Origin of the sequence: Ureibacillus manganicus DSM 26584 (genome assembly GCF_000772945.1) — a bacterium.
Classification (GTDB): Bacteria; Bacillota; Bacilli; order Bacillales_A; family Planococcaceae; genus Ureibacillus; species Ureibacillus manganicus.
Genome location: NZ_JPVN01000012.1, coordinates 55,933 through 73,151, shown reverse-complemented (window position 1 = coordinate 73,151; position 17,219 = coordinate 55,933). Strand labels below are relative to the sequence as shown.

General features: G+C 34.2%; 17 protein-coding genes and 1 other annotated feature. Of the genes, 13 read left to right on the top strand and 4 right to left on the bottom strand.

All coding sequences use genetic code 11. The annotated features are described in order from the left end of the window. The first annotated feature begins 1 nt into the window (after nt 1). The 3 genes from ribD to CD29_RS11055 are packed head-to-tail and all read left to right on the top strand — an operon-like array spanning nt 2 to nt 2,762. Entirely contained in the window at nt 2–1,105 is a 1,104-nt protein-coding gene (ribD, locus tag CD29_RS11065; protein WP_036186605.1) for a bifunctional diaminohydroxyphosphoribosylaminopyrimidine deaminase/5-amino-6-(5-phosphoribosylamino)uracil reductase RibD, read from the top strand. 4 nt (nt 1,106–1,109) lie between these two features. After that, nucleotides 1,110–2,192, top strand: a complete 1,083-nt coding sequence (locus tag CD29_RS11060; protein ID WP_036186602.1) for an FAD-dependent monooxygenase — start codon at nt 1,110–1,112, stop codon at nt 2,190–2,192. 15 nt (nt 2,193–2,207) lie between these two features. Beyond that, entirely contained in the window at nt 2,208–2,762 is a 555-nt protein-coding gene (locus tag CD29_RS11055) for a 5' nucleotidase, NT5C type (protein ID WP_036186599.1), read from the top strand. 163 nt (nt 2,763–2,925) lie between these two features. On the opposite strand, the gene CD29_RS11050 is transcribed toward CD29_RS11055, so the two are convergent. Both CD29_RS11050 and CD29_RS11045 read right to left on the bottom strand, forming a co-directional pair. Then, entirely contained in the window at nt 2,926–4,266 is a 1,341-nt protein-coding gene (locus CD29_RS11050) for an arsenic transporter (RefSeq protein ID WP_036186597.1), read from the bottom strand. Between the two features lie 284 nt (nt 4,267–4,550). Beyond that, nucleotides 4,551–5,105 carry a biotin transporter BioY gene (locus CD29_RS11045; protein WP_036186594.1) on the bottom strand — a complete coding sequence of 185 codons (555 nt, stop codon included), beginning with the start codon at nt 5,103–5,105 and terminating at the stop codon, nt 4,551–4,553. Between the two features lie 135 nt (nt 5,106–5,240). Here CD29_RS11045 and CD29_RS11040 point away from each other — a divergent pair, with 135 nt between their 5' ends. The 3 genes from CD29_RS11040 to CD29_RS11030 all read left to right on the top strand — a co-directional run bounded on the left by CD29_RS11040 (nt 5,241) and on the right by CD29_RS11030 (nt 7,809). Further along, on the top strand, nt 5,241–6,482 hold the full coding sequence (locus tag CD29_RS11040; protein WP_036186591.1) for a DNA polymerase IV: 1,242 nt from the start codon (nt 5,241–5,243) through the stop codon (nt 6,480–6,482). 41 nt (nt 6,483–6,523) lie between these two features. After that, nucleotides 6,524–7,465 carry a ribonuclease Z gene (gene rnz, locus CD29_RS11035; protein ID WP_036186587.1) on the top strand — a complete coding sequence of 314 codons (942 nt, stop codon included), beginning with the start codon at nt 6,524–6,526 and terminating at the stop codon, nt 7,463–7,465. A 113-nt stretch (nt 7,466–7,578) separates the two neighbouring features. After that, nucleotides 7,579–7,809, top strand: coding sequence for a hypothetical protein (locus CD29_RS11030; protein WP_036186584.1), 231 nt, complete (start codon nt 7,579–7,581; stop codon nt 7,807–7,809). A gap of 48 nt (nt 7,810–7,857) precedes the next feature. Here the strand turns inward: CD29_RS11030 and proC are convergent, their stop codons facing one another. Next, complete coding sequence (proC, locus tag CD29_RS11025; RefSeq protein ID WP_036186581.1) at nt 7,858–8,664, bottom strand: pyrroline-5-carboxylate reductase; 807 nt, start codon at nt 8,662–8,664, stop codon at nt 7,858–7,860. A gap of 65 nt (nt 8,665–8,729) precedes the next feature. Continuing rightward, nucleotides 8,730–8,945: a binding site (T-box leader), on the bottom strand. Nucleotides 8,946–9,078: 133 nt separating this feature from the next. Here proC and CD29_RS11020 point away from each other — a divergent pair. Then, nucleotides 9,079–10,020 (top strand): MBL fold metallo-hydrolase, encoded by a 942-nt coding sequence (locus CD29_RS11020; protein WP_036186578.1) that lies wholly within the window; start codon nt 9,079–9,081, stop codon nt 10,018–10,020. Between the two features lie 83 nt (nt 10,021–10,103). Here CD29_RS11020 and hmpA read toward each other — a convergent pair whose 3' ends face one another. Next, nucleotides 10,104–11,273: an NO-inducible flavohemoprotein gene (gene hmpA / locus CD29_RS11015; RefSeq protein ID WP_036186575.1), complete on the bottom strand. Its 1,170-nt coding sequence runs from the start codon at nt 11,271–11,273 to the stop codon at nt 10,104–10,106. 231 nt (nt 11,274–11,504) lie between these two features. Here hmpA and CD29_RS11010 point away from each other — a divergent pair, with 231 nt between their 5' ends. The 6 genes from CD29_RS11010 (at nt 11,505) to CD29_RS10985 (ending at nt 17,190) form a co-directional block, all read left to right on the top strand. After that, nucleotides 11,505–11,942 carry an Rrf2 family transcriptional regulator gene (locus tag CD29_RS11010; RefSeq protein WP_036186573.1) on the top strand — a complete coding sequence of 146 codons (438 nt, stop codon included), beginning with the start codon at nt 11,505–11,507 and terminating at the stop codon, nt 11,940–11,942. Nucleotides 11,943–12,077: 135 nt separating this feature from the next. Beyond that, the gene (locus tag CD29_RS11005) at nt 12,078–12,830 is read left to right on the top strand and encodes an SDR family NAD(P)-dependent oxidoreductase (RefSeq protein ID WP_036186570.1); all 753 of its coding nucleotides are present in this window, start codon (nt 12,078–12,080) and stop codon (nt 12,828–12,830) included. A gap of 179 nt (nt 12,831–13,009) precedes the next feature. After that, nucleotides 13,010–14,221 (top strand): argininosuccinate synthase, encoded by a 1,212-nt coding sequence (locus tag CD29_RS11000; RefSeq protein ID WP_036186567.1) that lies wholly within the window; start codon nt 13,010–13,012, stop codon nt 14,219–14,221. A gap of 42 nt (nt 14,222–14,263) precedes the next feature. Further along, nucleotides 14,264–15,649, top strand: coding sequence for an argininosuccinate lyase (gene argH / locus CD29_RS10995; protein ID WP_036186564.1), 1,386 nt, complete (start codon nt 14,264–14,266; stop codon nt 15,647–15,649). A 189-nt stretch (nt 15,650–15,838) separates the two neighbouring features. Further along, nucleotides 15,839–16,336: a hypothetical protein gene (locus CD29_RS10990; protein WP_052124121.1), complete on the top strand. Its 498-nt coding sequence runs from the start codon at nt 15,839–15,841 to the stop codon at nt 16,334–16,336. A 173-nt stretch (nt 16,337–16,509) separates the two neighbouring features. Next, on the top strand, nt 16,510–17,190 hold the full coding sequence (locus tag CD29_RS10985) for a hypothetical protein (RefSeq protein ID WP_036186561.1): 681 nt from the start codon (nt 16,510–16,512) through the stop codon (nt 17,188–17,190). The last annotated feature ends 29 nt before the right edge of the window (nt 17,191–17,219 follow it).

The following is a 17,219-nucleotide window of genomic DNA, read 5'->3' as shown; positions in this document are numbered from 1 at the left end:
ATTGAAAACAGATAGAGATTATATGCAATTAGCTTTAGATTTAGCAGCTTCTGCATTAGGAAAAACAAATCCAAACCCTGTCGTAGGTGCAGTGTTAGTAAAAGATGGTGTCATTGTCGGTTCTGGGTTGCATCGAAAAGCAGGGGAACCTCATGCAGAGGTGCATGCTTTTAATATGGCTGGAGATCATGCTGAAGGGGCAACGCTTTACGTAACTTTAGAGCCTTGTTCCCATTTCGGGAAAACACCACCTTGTGCAAATCTAGTGGTGAAATCAAAAGTATCACGTGTTGTTGTTGCAACTCGAGATCCTAATCCAGAGGTTGCAGGTCGTGGAATTCGTTTAATAGAGGATGCGGGCATTAAAGTGGATGTTGGTGTATTGGAAGATGAAGCTATTAAACTCAATGAACGTTTTATTCACAACATGTTAACGAGCCGTCCATTTGTTATCTCTAAATTTGCCATGACATTAGATGGGAAAATTGCGACTTCGAATGGCCATTCAAAGTGGATTACTGGGGAAGATGCTAGGAATCATGTGCATGAAATTCGCAATAATGTAGATGCAATTTTAGTTGGGATTGGAACGGTTTTAGCTGATAACCCACAGTTAACAACGCGTTTGAAGACTGGTAATGTAAAAAATCCAATTCGTGTAATTTTAGATAGTCAACTACGCATGCCAATGGAAGCGAAAGTGTTAGACACTAGTGAAGCGAAAACAATCATCGTTACATCTACATCAAATATAGATACAGCCAAAGTGGCAACACTTGAGGACAAAGGCATTACAATAGTTTTCGTTAAGAAAAACAATAATGGATTAGATTTAGAAGAAATGCTAGACCAATTATATAAACTTGGGATTACTGATGTATTAGTTGAAGGTGGGGGAGAAGTGAATGCATCTTTCCTTAGAGCAGGACTAATTAATAAATACCTGGTTTATATTGCACCAAAAGTTCTAGGTGGTAAAAATTCTAAGTCTCCATTTTTAGGCGAAGATTTGCAAACAATGGACGATGCAATTGAGCTTGAATTTGAGTCTTATCAACAATTTGGACAAGACTTATTAGTAACAGCTTATCCAAAGAAAAGGTGAAATAATGAATTATAAAACGGATGTATGTATTGTTGGCGCGGGACCAGGTGGCGCATTACTAGCTTATTTATTAGCCAAACAAAATGTATCTGTCATTTTAATCGAACGTCATCAAAAAATTGCCAAAGCATTTCGCGGAGAACATTTAAACGAAGTTGGCGAAGAAATATTAAAGAAATATGATCTATACTCTAAAATCGAGGAATTAGGTCTCCTTGCCATGGAGTCATTGGAATATTGGGAGAATGGAAAGCTGTTAAAGAAAATTCTCCCTGACCCTAAAATAGGGCATCTAGGTATTCATGTCCCACAAGCGCATCTTTTACAAGTAATTCTTGGGGAAGCGCAACAATTTCCTCCTTTCACATTAATGACAAATACAAAAGTCATTGATTTATTAATGAACGATGAAGAAAGAATACTCGGTGTTAAAGCGATGTGTGAAGGAAAAGAAGTGACAATTGAAAGTAGAATAACTATTGGTGCAGACGGTCGTTATTCTACAGTAAGAAAAAAAGCGGGAATTGAAGTTTCGAAGATAAAACATGGCTACGATTTACTATGGGCAAGAATTCCTGCACCACCTGGTTGGGAACCTTCCATTAAAATGGCACTTATTGATGGCTTTCAGCTTTCTTTATTTACACAGGCAAAAGGGTATATACAAATCGGGTGGAACATCGAAGAAGGTTCATTTCCTGAATTACGTAAACAACCATTTACTACATTTATTGAAAAATTAATTCAGGCTTTTCCTATACTTGACCGTTCTGTTAAAGAAAATATTACATCATGGAATGATTTTGTCTTACTTGATGTGTATAGTAATTTCAGTGAGACTTGGGTGAGAGATGGTGTTGCTTTTTTAGGTGATGCTGTACACACAATGACCCCAACAGGAGCATTTGGTCTAAATAGTGCAATGAAAGATGCGGAATGTTTAGCACAGATCATTACACCAGAAGAAATAAATAAACTAGATTTAATACAATGTGAAACAGAACGGAAAAAGGAAATCGAAAAATTACAAAAAATTCAAATTGAAAAAGAGCAAAACTTTGCAACTCAGTTTGTTATTTATTCATAAAAAGGTAGGTATATTGTGAGATTTGGATTTGATATAGACGATACTTTAATTAATTTAAGGGAGCACGCCTTCCATATTTATAATAAAAAATTAAATAAAGATGTTGGATTAGAAGTGTTTCACCAGTTGAAGACAGTAGAAATTCACGAAGCCTTTGGAATGGATAAAGTAGAAGGTGGAAAAATGTGGACAAGCTTGTTAGAGGAGATTTACTTCACAAACTGTCCGGCATTCGATGGAGCAATTGAGTTTTTAAATGGGCTGCAGGCAGAAGGTCACGAAATTTTTTATATTACGTCACGGCCTTTAGAATATTGTCCACGAACAAAAGAGTGGGTAAAGAATCTTGGTTTTCCGGTAAAAGACGAACATTTCTTTTGTGGAATGCAGGATCAAGAAAAAATTAATATTATAAAAGACTTGAAATTAGATTATTATTTTGATGATAAACCAGCAGTTCTAGAAACTTTAAGAGATATTCCTACGAAAGTATACGTAAAAAATCAATCTTATAACAAAGAAATAAATATTCCAAGAGTGAATAACTGGAATGAATTTAACATTTATTAATCTAATCGTAAAAGAGAGAGTCCAAAAAATGGCTCTCTCTTTTTATAATTTTTTATGACGGGTCATTTTTCATGGCTACAATGTAAATGCAATTTTACTTAGAAAACAAGAGGGTTGTAATTAGTTGTTTATGTGTTTGTTAGTGAATTTTTATTAATTGATGTTAAAAAAGCCATGTAACCCAATAGTATAAAACAACTAATGTAAAGATTACTGTTGGAGGAATTACTACAATTGTAACTTTAATATATTGCCACCATGTTATCTTTATTTTTCCTTTAATTAAAATGTGCATCCACATTAAAGTTGCTAATGTTCCCATTGGAAGTAAGAGTGCACCCATATCACTTCCGATTACATTTGCTAGATAAGCAACCTTTAGTTCAAGCGGTTTTAGATCCATATTAGTAAGTGTAATAGTTCCAACCATCAGTGCAGGGTGATTATTGAAAATATTTGATAGTACAGATAGTAGAGTTCCCATTAAGACACTTGTATGGAATAGGTTATCATTTACTATAGGTCTCATTGTTTGTACTAACATATCCGTTAATCCGATATTCGTTAATCCGTAAATGAGTACATACATACTGAAGGCGAAAACGATTATATACCATGGGGTTTTTTTGATCATATCTGTTGGGGGGATTTTTAAATAAATCCATCTCCAACATAGCAAGACGATTGATCCGAGTACTGCCATTACAGAAATCGGAATTGATAAAAATGACGCAAAGAATAGACTAATTCGAACGACAAAAACAAAAAGAAGTACATATAGCATGAATTTATTGCGATCTTTCTTTGATTGTTGTAATAATTTTTGTTTAATCGGATGGTATGAAGGGGATGACATCCCAGCAACTTTAGTTGGAACGGTCTTTGGTAAGATTTTTCTAAAGTATAGGAATAGCAGTGAAACTAAAAGTAAAAGTCCTAGTGTAGCAGGAACAAACATCATGGCTGTATGTGAAGTTAAACTCATATCAACAATTTTAAGTGCTATTAAATTTACAATATTACTAACGCCAATTGGAGCACTAGATGCAGTAGCGATCAAAGCACCTGATAGTAAATAAGGAATTTTTTGATGATTTTTTAATCCCATGTTATTTAGTAGCATGATTAAAATAGGTGTTGTAATTAAAATACTACCGTCATTATTAAAGAAAAGCGTCATTAAGAAACATAAGAGATTGACATACCAAAATAATCGTATACCCGATCCTTTTGCTATTTCCGCAAGTTTTTCTGCAACCCAATTAAAAAACCCAAAGCTTTCTAAGACAATCGCCATTACAATCGTCGCCATAATGGTTATCGCAGCATCACTAATTGTTCTTGTAATATCTATTAAATCTACAAGTGTCACGGTCCCACATAGTAAAATAACTAAAGCACCAATCGTAGAAGGAATTGCTTCGTTTATGTTTCTAGGTCTCCAAAGGATAAATACTAAGGTAACCAAAAATGTTAGGATGGTAATAATTACTATTGGATGCATTTTCCTTTCACATTCTTTCCGTATACGGTTATATAGTGTTTGAATATTTATTTTTCGAAGAAATGTCCCCCATAAAAAATTTAGTGATGCTACACTATATAAATATGAAAAGGTGTATTCTTAAGATGGTTTTAAACCTATTTTTTAAAAAGATGTATAAGCCTATAGACTGTTTCCGTATGAAGAATCTAAATAATATTTAGTATCATTGTGAGAAAAGTATGTTGGAATTTGCAAAAATAAAAAACCTCTCAAGATTGAGAGGTTAACAAATAACAGTGAATTTAGTATTTTAATGATGGAATAAGTTGTTGACTTAATAACCTGTTGCGAACAATTATTCCAAAATAAGCAGCTGCTACCGCTTTAACAATACCTAGTATGATAAATGGATAAACTCCACCCATGAAAGCGGCTTCCCAAGAAATACTCAGTGCAACTTTCAACCATGCTGTTCCAAATGCTAAAGTTATTACCATACCGATTAAATTAGAAATAATTGCATGTACATATGTGTAACCGAATTTATCCATATATAAACCTTGGATAAACGCTTGTGCTAGGAAACCGATAATATATCCTCCAGTTGGGCCTACTAAAACACCTATACCACCTGACATACTTGAGAATACAGGCATACCAATTGCACCAAGAAGAATATAAACTAATACGGCTAAAGATCCATACTTCGTACCTAAAATTGTTACAACTAGTCCTACAGCTAAAGTTTGTCCTGTAATTGGAACGCCCATTGGTAATGGAATTGAAATTTGTGCAAGTACTGCGATGATTGCTGCCGCAAAGGCAGTAACTACATACATTTGTGTTTTGGATTTCATAAAAGCACTCCTTTGTGTTAACCTATTAAAATTTTAAGTTTACACAAATGAGATTATTATATTTTCATTTTTTTGTCAACTCATTTTTTAAATGAGACGCTATTATGATAATATTTTAGAAAGTGAGGTGGAATAATGGGGGCAGCACGCATCATCTTCCATGTAGATATGAATAGCTTTTATGCATCGGTTGAACAGGCATACAACCCGGATTTGAAAGGGAAAGCAGTTGCTATTGCAGGCAATCCAAAAGAAAGACGGGGGATTATTGTTACTAGTTCGTATGAAGCGAGAGCTAAGGGAATTTATACGACAATGAATGTTGGTGAAGCTTTGAGAAAATGCCCTGATCTTATAGTTTTATCACCAGATTTCGTAAAATATCGAACTGCTTCTAAGGCAATGTTTTCTATTTTAAGAGAGTATACAGATATGGTAGAACCTGTTTCTATAGATGAAGGATATATTGATATTACTGAGGTTTCAAAGAAAAGGCATCCACTAGAAATAGCAAAAGAAATTCAACTACGCATTTTGCATGAATTAGATTTACCTTGTTCCATTGGGATTGGTCCAAATAAGTTTTTAGCAAAAACTGCATCAGATATGAAAAAACCGATGGGAATAACAGTATTGAGGAAAAGAGATGTGAAGGAAAAACTTTGGCCATTAGCGGTAATTGAAATGCATGGTGTAGGAGAAAGTACATCTAAAAAGTTAGCTTCTTTAAAAATATACACTATTGGAGAGCTAGCCAACTCAAATGAAGGATTATTAAAACAAGAACTTGGAAAAAATGGAGTACGACTACGCGAACGGGCAAATGGGAACGATACGCGAAAAGTTGACCCAGATTCCATTTATGATACGAAAAGCGTTGGAAATTCAACCACACTTCCTTATGACGAAACAGACATCGAAAAATTAGAAGAAACCTTTGAAAGGTTAGCTGAAAAGGTGGCTGAGAGACTTTCTGTAAAGAAATTATGTGGTACAACAATAAGTATACAAATCCGTGATGCAGATTGGCATAATCATTCTAGAAGTAAGACATTACAAAACCCCATTTCCTTAAAAGTAGATATTTATGATGAAGCGATTAATCTGTTTCATAAAGCTTGGGATGGTTCTCCCATTCGTTTGTTAGGGATTACCATTTCAAATGTTCAAGATATAAAAAACGTTGCAGTCCAATTATCTTTTGATAATTTCGAACAATATGCAAAAGATGAACCTATTTATGAATTAATCGATGAAATTGAGAAGAAATATGGAAAGGGCTCCATACAAAAAGGAATAGCTATTGATAAAAAATCAACTTATGCTTCAAAAACAAGTTTTAGTAAAGATTTTTTAGAAGATTTAAAAGATAACTAAAGAAATAGTGTTTTAACTATAAAAATGAACGTGGTGTTAACATGCAAATACAATTTTTAGGGACAGGCGCAGGGATGCCTTCAAAGGAAAGAAATACTAGTGCACTTGCATTAAAATTACTAGAGGAAAGAGGAACAGTTTGGTTATTTGATTGTGGTGAAGCAACCCAGCATCAAATTTTGCACACTTCCATTCGTCCAAGGAAAATAGAGAAAATTTTTATTACTCATTTACATGGCGATCATATTTTTGGTTTGCCAGGATTATTGAGCTCAAGATCTTTTTTAGGTGGGGAAGATACATTAACACTATATGGCCCAAAAGGTTTGAAAGAGTGGATTGAGTTTTCATTTGAATTATCAAATACACATATTACGTATCCGATTGAATTTGTGGAGATTCAAGAAGGTGTTATTTTTGAGGATGAACAATTTATTGTCACGGCAATGGAGCTTGAACATGTAATTCAGTGTTTTGGTTTTCGTATTGAGCAAAAGCCACTACCAGGTGAATTATTAGTTGAAAAAGCGAGGGAACTTGGTGTACCAAAGGGACCACTTCTTGGAAAGTTGAAAAATGGCCAAGATATCACCTTAGAAGATGGTGAAATTATATTAAGTAAGGAGGTCACTTCACCACCTAAAAAGGGGTTTATAGTGACAATTTTAGGGGACACGCGATTGTGCGACAACTCTAAACTATTAAGTCGTCAGGCGGATATTGTAGTGCATGAAGCAACATTTGATCACTCAACATCACAGCACGCCGCAAACTACGGTCATTCTACTAATATTGAAGCTGCACAAATCGCTAAAGAAGCAGGTGCACACTACCTCCTATTAAATCATATTAGCGCACGCTTCTTGCCGGCAGATATTCAAAAATTGGTATTAGATGCTAAAGAAACCTTCCCAGACTTATATTTAGTAAAAGATTTTGATCAATTCTCTTGGAAAAATAATGAGTTAATACAGGAAATATAATGTAAAGGTAACTTGAGTAATCGTATTCAAGTTATCTTTTCTATTTATTTTAGAAAAAAATAGAATTAACGAGTAAATTTTAGTAGAATATAGAAGATAGGGGAGGGGTATTTATGAATGAAACTAAAATCAATCCAGCAATTCTAAGGCTTCTTGTCATTTTTCCAAATGTATTAAGTTATTTTCTACTTTTTGGAATGATTATTTATATTGTCACAAATTTCAATGGGTTACAAGCTGCGGGTGCTTTAAATCTTTGGCTCATAATTGCAGCAGTTTTAGCGCCAATGGCTTTGTATACTACATACTCAATTGTCAAACGTATAAAGGCAGGAACTTTATAAATACATAGGAGTTGTCATAGTTAAAGACAACTCCTTTTATAGGTTTGTTCATTCACTTTTTGCTAATTCGCGGGATCTTGCTTCAGCACTTTTAATACAATTAGATATTGCTTCATTAAAGTGATGATCTTCTAATGCTTGAATACCCGCTTCTGTCGTACCACCTGGACTTGTCACTTTGCGTCTTAGTACATTTGGTTCTTCTTTAACACGTTCTAGCATAGCTGCTGATCCAGCAATTGTTTGTACCATAAGCTTTCGAACTGTTTCCTTTGGTAAACCAAATTCTGTTCCCGCTTTTTCGAATGCCTCAACTAAATAATATAAATAGGCAGGACCACTTCCTGATAGTGCAGTTACTGCATGAAGTTTGTCTTCGTCTACTTCAATAACGATTCCTATTGCATCTAGCATTTCGATAAATCGCTCTTTTTGTTTTTCTGTAACAAATTCATTAAACGCTACACCACTAGCAGACATCCCAATTGAAGCGGAAGTATTTGGCATAACGCGAGCAATTGGTCTTTCCCCGAGAATATTGCTAACAGTTTCCATCGAAATTCCTGCCATTACAGTTAATATAGGTGTATTATCAGCGATGAAAGGTTTTATTGCTTCCATTGCTATCTTACCATCCTTAGGTTTAATCGCTAAAACAACTAAATCAGCGTCAAATAATTGTTCTTTATTTTGTAGAATGTTGACACCATATGTCGAGCTTAGGTAATCTAATCTTTCATAATTTGAACGGTTCGACATATAGATATTGTTTGTTTCGGCTACTTCTTGGTAAATCCATCCTTGGATTAACGCTTCGGCCATTGCTCCAGCTCCTACAAAAACAATCTTCTGCAAAACAATCCCTCCATCTCAAACAGTTTTACTTCTTAGAGTATAAAAAAATGCGTTTTTCATCCTTCAATAAGGACGAAAAACGCATGATCATTTCCGCGGTACCACCTTAGTTCGCCAAAAAAATGGCACAACTCGAATCCTTTTATCGCAAAGGCTACGGTTATGTTGTCATAACTACTCAGAAGTAGGTTCAATGAAGTCGAGAGGGTATGCTATTTACACCATTTATAGCACTCTCTATAACCATCGATTCATTTACTTGGCTTCATCATCGTATTTAATATTTGAATATGCAAATTATATGCACTAAATTCAAAAATGTCAACTTTTATTGGACGAAAATAATAAATAAGAGTAGAATGAATACTGATTCAGTTTTATATATGTTGCTTTTAATACTAGGGGGATACTGTAATGGAAATACATAAAATCGTCATTCCTACTCCATATGAAATTGGCGATGTCAATGCGTTCTTAGTCAAGGGAGATACTTTATCACTTTTCGATGCTGGTACTAAGACGAAAGATGCTTATGAGGCATTAAAGCAGGGTATTAATGATGCTGGATATAATCTTAATGACATTGAACAGGTTGTCTTAACGCATCATCATCCAGATCATGCAGGATGGGTAGATGCCTTTCCAAAAGCTAACATTCTAGGCCATGAATATATTGATCATTTTCTAAGAAAAAATAAAGACTTTCTAGAGTACCGAAGCGAATTTTACAGATTTCATTTAAAGAGAAACGCAGTACCTGAAAAGTTTATTGAAAAATATTTAGAGAATCGTGAAGAAATGTCTTATTTTGGAACGATTCCATTAACTCAATTACTTAAAGATCAAGATGAAGTTCCTGGTCATCCTGGTTTAAAGGCGTATTATACGCCAGGTCATGCTGAAAGCCATCTCATTTTCCATGATACGAAATCAAACTCTGTTATCGGTGGTGATTTACTGTTAGAGCATGTTGCCTCAAACCCATTAATAGAACCTCCTGTAAATTTAACTTTAGAACGATCTAAAGCATTACTAGAATATAGAAATTCTTTAGTATTATTAAAAGATCTCCAAGTAAATAAGGTATACGCTGGGCACGGTAACGAAATAACAAACGTGTCTGAGCTTATTACAACAAGGCTTGAAAGAGACCGAGTGAGAGCAGAGCAGGTTTATGATATTTTAGATAAACCGAAATCAGTCATAGAAGTAACACAACAACTATATTCATCAATTTACAGAACTCAGCTAGGACTAACAATATCTAAAACAATCGGATATTTAGATATTTTAGAAAGTGAAGGTTTAGTAAAATGTGAAGTAATAGAAGGACTAAATATATATTCGCGAAGTTAAAAAAGGTCCTGGACGATTGGATGGTGGGCCAATCATTCAGGACTAAATAATGTTAGGATTTAAATTTGAATCGCTCGTATTAATTAAGCGTTTGCGAATGCTTTTAACGTCATTGCAGGACCAAAGAATTCATAGTGAATTTTATCATTTGGAATATTTAATTCTTTAGCAATAGAAACTACTGCTTCTAAGAATGGTGTTGGACCACATACGTAAAGCTCTGTATTTTCTTTCACATAAGGTGCTAATACTTCTTTTGTGATGTATCCTTCAGAATCAGAATAGAAGGCGCGGTATTTGCCGTTTAATTCATTCACTTTAGTTTCAATTTGTTCTTGGAAAGCGATTACATTTTCGTTGCGAGCTGTGTGAACAAATGTAACGTCGCGTCCAGTTTCGATTGATTGAAGCATTGTGTTTAATGGTGTTACTCCGATACCACCGCTAACAAATAATACAGGGTTGTCCGAATTATCTAGAGTAAATAAACCAGCTGGTGCACTTACTTCAATAACGTCGCCTTCGTTTACATTATTGTGAAGGTAATTTGAAATTACACCTTTTGGATCACAAGCGTCTTCACGTTTTACTGAAATGCGGAATTCATTTGCATTCGACGGTTGAGATAAAGTGTAGTGACGATTTGCAATATACTCTTCTCCTGGTGCTTTTGCACGGACCGTAATATATTGACCTGCTTCAAAACCAGGTAAAGCAGAACCATCTTCTGGTACTAAATAGAATGAAGTAATTTCTGCATTTTCCTCAACTTTTTTAGCTACTTTAAACAGCTTAAATAAACGCCATCCTCCGTTAGCCTCAGCTTTTTGGTATAAATCTTCTTCAACTGAGATAAATACATCTGCGATAACTCCGTATGCATTTGCCCACGCACCGATAATATCGTCTGTTGCAGCATCTCCAAGTACTTCTTTAATTGCTTTTAATAAATTTTCACCAACGATAGGATAATGTTCTGGAAGAATACCTAATGCACGGTGTTTATGTGCAATTTGCATTACTACTGGAACGATTGGCTCAAGGTTGTCAATGTATTTTGCTGCAGCTAAAACAGTGTTTGCTAAAGCAGTTTGTTGACGTCCTCTTTGTTGGTTTGCTTTGTTAAAAATGTTTAGTAATTCTGGATGTTCATTAAACATGTTTTGATAGAAAGTTTTTGTAATTGTAACACCATGTTGTTCTAATACCGGTACTGTTGATTTAATAATGTCGATTGTTTGTTGAGATAACATAATCTAACACGTCCTTTCTAATGCCACTATACTCTCGAGTATTTTTAAAAGCAATATCATAAATACATGTTTAACAAAATGGTCACAAAAAATTATCTAAAATACACCTTTAACAAAATCGCCACAATTGATGTATTCAAAATACATCTTTAAAGAGGTAAAATTATGTGTCATATTTAATATTTGACTATTAATGATGATATAATGTAATTAGAAAGTGTGGTGTAACTAATGCGCTTAACATTATATACAGATTACTCACTCAGGACTTTGCTATATCTTGGCCTGAAAAGTCCAGATAAGTTAACAACAATACAAGAAATTGCAGATGCTTACCATATATCAAAAAATCATTTAATGAAGGTAACATATGATTTAGGTCAACACGGCTATATCGAGACAATCCGTGGGCGAGGTGGTGGAATTCGACTTGCCATGGATCCTAAGGATATAAAGATCGGGCAAGTAGTACGTCAAACAGAAGAAGATTTCCACTTAGTTGAGTGTTTTAGTTCTGAAAATAATTTGTGTAGGATTTCTCCTGCCTGTCAACTTAAAAATGCATTAGGTGAAGCATTGAAGGCTTACTTAAAAGTACTTGACCAATACTGTTTAGCAGACTTTTTAACATCTAAAGATGAATTATTTAATTTGCTAAATATGAAATAGGTTAAATTTGAAGGGTATAGAGTTTTCTATACTCTTTTTTAATGTGGTTAATTTAATTGCAGTCAAAAAAGAAAACTTTCGATTGGGTCCACATTATATAAAAAAGTATGGATATTTAAGAAAGGAACATACAATTTGAAGCATGGTAAAGTAATCTTTATAACGGGTGCTACTAGTGGAATTGGTCGATTGATTACAGAAATGTGTGTAAAGTCTGGACATACTGTATATGCAACTGGACGAAATGAACCTTCACTTGAAATGTTAAGTAAATTAGGAGCAAATGTCTTGCAAGCTGATTTAACGAAAACAGAAGATATTGAGTACGTTTGTAATTCTCTACCTCCCATTGATGTTGCAATAATGAATGCTGGGTTAGGTATATTTCAAAATGCATTTGATCTATTAGATGAAGAAATTGATATGATGATTGATGTAAATGTTCGTGCTCCTATTGTTTTAACGAGAAGATTGGCGAAAAACATGATTACGAGAAATTCAGGGCATATTATCTTTATTGGCTCTCAAGCTGGAAAAGTTGCAACAAGAAAAGCTAGTGTATATGCTGCATCCAAACATGCGATAACAGGCTTTTCAAATGGACTTAGATTAGAGCTTGAATCTTATAATGTGAAGGTAACAACGATTTATCCAGGTCCAATTGATACACCATTTTTACAAAAGGCTGATGCAACAAATGCATATAGAGAAACAATAAAAAACTTCCTATTAAAGCCTGAAAAGGTAGCAACATGTGTAGTAAATTGCATTAATCATCCAGTAAGAGAAGTAAATTTACCGAAAGTATTAGGGATTACAAGTAAACTTTATGCAATTGCACCTAGTATAGCTGAAAAAGTGGGAAGAAGATTTTTTAATAAGAAATAATTATTGTCTGAGTAGAACCAAAAATGCTTGTTAAGTATAGGTTTCTGCTCATTTTTTGAATTGTCTTATATTAATAAAATTTCACTTGTTTTTATTTTTATTACATGATACTATTCGTGTATAAAGTTTTATATAGTTGTATAAAAATACAGACATGAATTTATCGGAGGCAATACATTATGGCAAACAAAAAAGTTGTTTTAGCTTATTCAGGCGGTTTAGATACATCAGTGGCAATTCCTTGGTTAAAAGAACAAGGTTGGGACGTAATTGCTGTATGTTTAGATGTAGGTGAAGGTAAGGATTTAGAATTCATTAAAAACAAAGCACTTCAAGTAGGTGCAGTTGAATCATATATGGTTGATGCAAAAGACGAATTTGCTGAAGAATATGCTCTTATTTCTTTACAAGGTCATACTTGGTATGAACAAAAATATCCATTAGTTTCTGCATTATCTCGTCCTTTAATATCTAAAAAATTAGTAGAGATTGCTAACCAAGTAAATGCAGATGCAGTTGCTCACGGATGTACAGGTAAAGGAAATGACCAAGTGCGTTTTGAAGTATCTATTAAAGCTTTAAACCCAGACCTAGAAGTTCTTGCACCAGTTCGTGAGTGGGGATGGAGTCGTGACGAAGAAATCGAATATGCAGAGAAACACGGTGTTCCAATTCCTGCAACAATCGATTCACCATTCTCAATTGACCAAAATCTTTGGGGACGTGCGAACGAAGCTGGTGTAATGGAAGATCCTTGGGTTGCTCCACCAGAAGAAGCTTATGGATTAACTGTTTCAATCGAAAACGCACCTGATACAGCAGAATATGTTGAAATTGAATTTGTAGAAGGTAAACCAGTTTCGATTAATGGACAAGAAATGAAATTAGCTGATCTAATCCAAGAGTTAAATAAAGTAGCAGGTGCACATGGAATTGGACGTATCGATCACGTTGAGAACCGTTTAGTTGGTATTAAATCACGTGAAGTTTACGAGATACCTGGTGCAAAGGTGCTTTTAACTGCTCATAAAGAACTTGAAGATATAACTCTAGTAAAAGAGTTAGCTCACTTTAAACCAATTGTTGAACAAAAACTATCTGAAATCATTTATGAAGGTCTTTGGTTCAACCCAATTCGTACAGCACTCGAAGCGTTTTTAAAAGAAACTCAAAAATATGTAAATGGAACAGTTCGCGTGAAGTTATACAAAGGTCATGCAATTGTTGAAGGACGTAAATCACCAAACTCACTATATTCTGAAGAATTAGCAACTTACTCAAAAGCTGATAAATTCAATCACAATTCTGCAGTTGGTTTCATTGAATTATGGGGTCTTCCAACAGTAGTAGCAGCAGAAGTTGCAAAAAACACAGAAAAGGTTACTAAATAATTTCCACTTGCATCATTTGGATCTAAAAAAGTAGGTGTCACCATGACAAAATTATGGGGTGGCCGCTTTCAGAAATCAGCGGAAAGCTGGGTAGATGAATTCGGCGCATCAATCGGATTTGACCAACAATTAGTAATGGAAGATCTAGAAGGTAGTGTTGCACACGTAACAATGTTAGGCGCACAAGGTATTTTGTCTACTGAAGACGTAGAGAAGATTCTTGGCGGTTTAGCAGAGCTTAACAGATTAGCAGAGGCTGGGGAGCTCGAGTTTAGTGTAGCAAACGAAGATATCCATTTAAATTTAGAAAAAATGTTAACGGATATAATCGGTCCTGTTGGAGGAAAACTCCATACAGGCCGTAGCCGTAACGACCAAGTTGCAACAGACGTTCATCTATTTTTAAAGAAACGTGTTGTGGAAGTTATCGATCTAATTGAAACTTTCCAAAAAACGATTGTAGATAAAGCTGAACAACATATTGAAACAATTGCTCCAGGTTATACACATTTACAACGTGCTCAACCTATCAGTTTTGGTCATCATTTAATGGCTTATTTTTGGATGTTAGAGCGTGATAAAGAACGCTTCAATGATTCAATGAAACGTATCGATATTTTACCGCTAGGTGCTGGCGCGATGGCTGGAACAACTTTTCCAATTGACCGTCTGAAATCTGCAGAATACCTTGGATTTAGTAAAGTTTATGAAAATTCAATGGACGCGGTTAGTGATCGTGATTTCATCGTAGAATTTTTATCAAACGCTAGTCTTCTAATGACCCATTTGTCTCGTTTTGCTGAAGAGATTATTATATGGTCAACAGATGAGTTTAAATTTATCGAATTAGATGATGCATTTTCTACAGGTTCATCAATTATGCCTCAAAAGAAAAACCCAGATATGGCTGAACTTATTCGAGGCAAGACTGGTCGTGTTTACGGTAACCTAATGGGCTTGTTAACGGTATTGAAAGGAACACCGTTAACTTACAACAAAGATATGCAAGAAGATAAAGAAGGTATGTTTGATACTGTTCAAACAATACTAGGCTCTTTGAAGATCTTTGAAGGCATGGTCCGCACGATGACAGTAAACACGGAAAGACTACACAAAGCAGTTCATAGCGATTTCTCTAATGCAACCGAGCTTGCTGATTATTTGGCAACAAAAGGTATGCCATTCCGTGAAGCGCATGAAGTGACAGGAAAGCTAGTATTTACTTGTATTCAAAGAGGTATTTATTTATTAGACTTGCCACTTAAAGATATGAAAGCTGAAAGTAATCTGATCGAAGAAGATGTGTATGAAGTGTTACGTCCAGAAGCTGCTGTCCGTAGACGACATTCACTGGGTGGTACTGGATTTGACCAAGTACGACTTCAAATCGAAAAGGCGAAAGAGTGCATAGTTCCTAAACAATTCTAAAAAGTTGATACATCATTGGTTCATAGGATACGAATTATAAAAATATAAAGTTCAAAAAACCGTCTCGGGTCGCGAGGCGGTTTTTTCTTGTTAAAAATAATTAATTTGTTTATAGGCATTTAACATTAATGAATTGGGTACTTTGCCATATATTGAGCAAGAAATAAAAAATAGGAGGTTAATTTTAAAATGAATGGCGAACTATTTAGACATTTAAAAGGTCAAACTATAAAAGTTGATCGCGGTGGCCCTCATTCTGCTGTAGGTAAGTGCATAGGATACGGTGATGATTATATTACGTTATTAACAAAAAATAATGGTCTTGTAGTCTATAAACTTTACCATGTAAAATCCATTAGTCAGAGTTTAAAAGAACAGGAACAAATTGATACATTTATACCGGAAGAAGTTGAACAACAATTTTCTGGTTTAGATTTCAAAACGATGATCAATAATAATTTCGATCATCAATGGGTAAAAATCATTCCTGAAAATATTGAAGGTGTACTTGATTCTGTTTCAGACGATTATATAACACTTATTGCAAACGAAGAATTAATTAGGGTTTCGATGCACCATATTCGTAGTGTAAGTAATGGTCAATTTGCAACACAGGAAGAAAGTGAAGAAACTGATTCTAATGCAAAAAATCAACAGAACAGTAGAAAAACAAACAGAAGAAAATAACTAGCTTAATGTTACGCCTCAAATAACTTTCACATCTTATTAAAGTAACTATGGGAGTATATAAAAATAACAAATATTGTCCATAACATAATTCAAACAACTCTATAAAACATATAAATTTTCCCATAGTTCTTTTCAGTGTTCTAGTTCTTTTCTTAATAAGGAGGGAGAACTTGTTTAATAAGTTTGAACCGGAAATAAAAGAAATCGTTGAAGTAATCCTTGCTGGAGATGTTCTTGTAAAAGGAAAAATCATCGATCAAAGTAGTGAAATACTAGTGCTGTATACTGGAAAAGAATATTTATATATCTCATTTGAACATATTCAAAATATTTCGACCGCACAGCAAGTAGAAGATATTCAAAGTCCAATTACGAAACCAGAATATTTTACTGATGATGCTCTTAAGGAATTATCTTTATCAGATGTGTTGACTCAGGCAATTGGTATGTATACAGAAGTCAATGTAATGAATAGACAGCCATTACATGGTGTTATAGTGAATGTAATGAAAGATTATTTTGTTTTTCATTCGCCAATTTATAAAACAATGTACATTTCAACCAAACATTTAAAATGGATCATTCCACATACAGAAGAAATACATCCATATGGGTTAACAAAAGAGCAATTTTATTCCATTACTCCCAATCATAAATTAGCAGATCAATTCGATTTACTAATAAAAAGCAAGATTAATAAACTGGTTGTTATTAATCTAGGATTCAAAGGTAACCATACGGGATTAATTAAAAACCTTTTAGGTAAAATGGTAGAAGTACAAACGGGTGAAAATTCACATGTATTTTTGAATATAGAACATATAAAAGTTATTCATGAAATATCAATATGAAATTATTTATTTATATTGGCTGATTTATT